Raw genomic sequence first — 1,507 nt, 5'->3', positions numbered from 1 at the left:
GAATTTACGCTGAATAGTTACAAAAAATCTTGAAAATTGTTATCAAATAGGAATGAACTATGAATGTCGGTTTATGGGCTATTGTTCTGATATGGGTAGAGTCTCTCGTTTTTGTATTTTGGCCATTTTGGTTGGTTCCCTTGTTAATGCTTTTAAGGTCTAAGCAGATAAAGAACAAAGTATATTACTATATAGCAAGTACTCTAATCTGTTCGGCTATTTATTTATTGAATGATATGCTGCTAATGGGAATTGTTATCGAATATGTATATGGTGAGAATTGGCATTATTTAGATTTAGAAGATTTTGATACTGTTTTGAATTTTTCATTCGTCCTGTCGTTGGTTTTATCTCTGCTATCTATTTATTTTCTTTCAAAGCTGAAACTATTTAAAATAAGTAGGGCTTCCTGAATGAAGCCGTTGAGCGGGGGGGCGGGGACGCCCTTTAGCGGGGGCGTAATGGGGGCGGGGACGCCCTTTATATTTTTACATTTACAAATCCGTTCAAGACATACTAACAAATCTGCATGCTCAGAGGACTGACCCGGCAAATCGATGCTGCCGACACCCCGGGGCAACGCACAACCGATAATGCGGCCGGAGTAATAATCCGCCAAATCGACCCCGACGGCAAAACCACGGCCTACGAATATGACACCCACGGCCGACTGCAGGCGATCATCGACGGCAACGGCAACGAAATCGTCCATTATTACGACACCAACGGCACGGCCGGCTGCAGCGCATGCGCCGGCAGCAGCGCCGGTCAGCCCAGCCGCATCGAATACCCCACCTTCGCCCGCGAGTTGCGCTACGACTCACTTTCCACACCCTATTGTCGATCGGCAAGGGAATTTCCTTTTTTTGATATAACAGAGGGTTAAGAATCACAACATATTGATATACATAGGAAATAAAAAATCTAGACTTTGTGTGTACTTATTGATACACTTGCCCCATGGTCAAACTCAAACCCAACGGGGGCATCATGAAGTCTATCATACCAGCGGATCTGACATTCTCAGAAGTCGGCCATTTGCCGATCGTCAAAGCCTTTGCGCAAAAGATCAAACTCGTTGAGACCCTCGATGCCATGGTCAACAGCCAGATGGATCTGTCGGCGGGCACGTGTGTTCTGGCCATGGTACTGGACACGCTTTCCGGCAGAACACCGCTGTATGCCAGCGGCGAGCTGATTTTGTTCTTTTCTTGGCGGTTTGAAAATGTCCGTCCAACCTCCTGCCATTTTCTTCCATAAGTGGTTTTCAAACGATCTTATTCTTATTTTATTCGATTGTTTTCCCTGAAAATCCCGGCATTTTCACAAGCGGTGTTTTCTGCCAGATTGTTCGGCAGGAGGGCCGCGACCAATGCCAGGGATCAAACGCAAAAAATGCCGTCATTGCCACCGGTTGTTCATCCCGGACCCGCGCAACAAGGACCGGCAAAACTACTGTGGCCAACCCGAGTGCCGCAAGGCCAGCAAGGCCGACAGCCAGCATCGG

Annotated in this window: 2 protein-coding genes and 1 pseudogene; 2 read left to right on the top strand and 1 reads right to left on the bottom strand. The window is 46.8% G+C overall.

What is annotated here, in order from left to right; genetic code table 11:
* Nucleotides 1-529 precede the first annotated feature (529 nt).
* Together MRX98_RS21695 and MRX98_RS22315 are read left to right on the top strand one after the other, a co-directional pair.
* Complete coding sequence (locus MRX98_RS21695; RefSeq protein ID WP_246915228.1) at nucleotides 530-886, top strand: RHS repeat domain-containing protein; 357 nt, start codon at nucleotides 530-532, stop codon at nucleotides 884-886.
* A 104-nt stretch (nucleotides 887-990) separates the two neighbouring features.
* Nucleotides 991-1,182: pseudogene (locus MRX98_RS22315) on the top strand (DUF4277 domain-containing protein); the annotation flags it as partial.
* A 106-nt stretch (nucleotides 1,183-1,288) separates the two neighbouring features.
* Here the strand turns inward: MRX98_RS22315 and MRX98_RS21685 are convergent.
* The coding region (locus tag MRX98_RS21685; protein WP_246915221.1) for a hypothetical protein at nucleotides 1,289-1,507 on the bottom strand (219 nt) is incomplete at its 5' end.

It is taken from the genome of Desulfatitalea alkaliphila, assembly GCF_022968795.1.
Taxonomy (GTDB): domain Bacteria; phylum Desulfobacterota; class Desulfobacteria; order Desulfobacterales; family Desulfosarcinaceae; genus Desulfatitalea; species Desulfatitalea alkaliphila.
The sequence above is the reverse complement of the archived record's forward strand: the minus strand, read 5'-3'. Positions and strand labels throughout refer to the sequence as shown.

Bases quoted from the DNA above. Each gene is read 5' to 3' on its own strand.
- MRX98_RS21695 (WP_246915228.1), top strand. From the start codon at position 530: ATGCTCAGAGGACTGACCCGGCAAATCGATGCTGCCGACACCCCGGGG.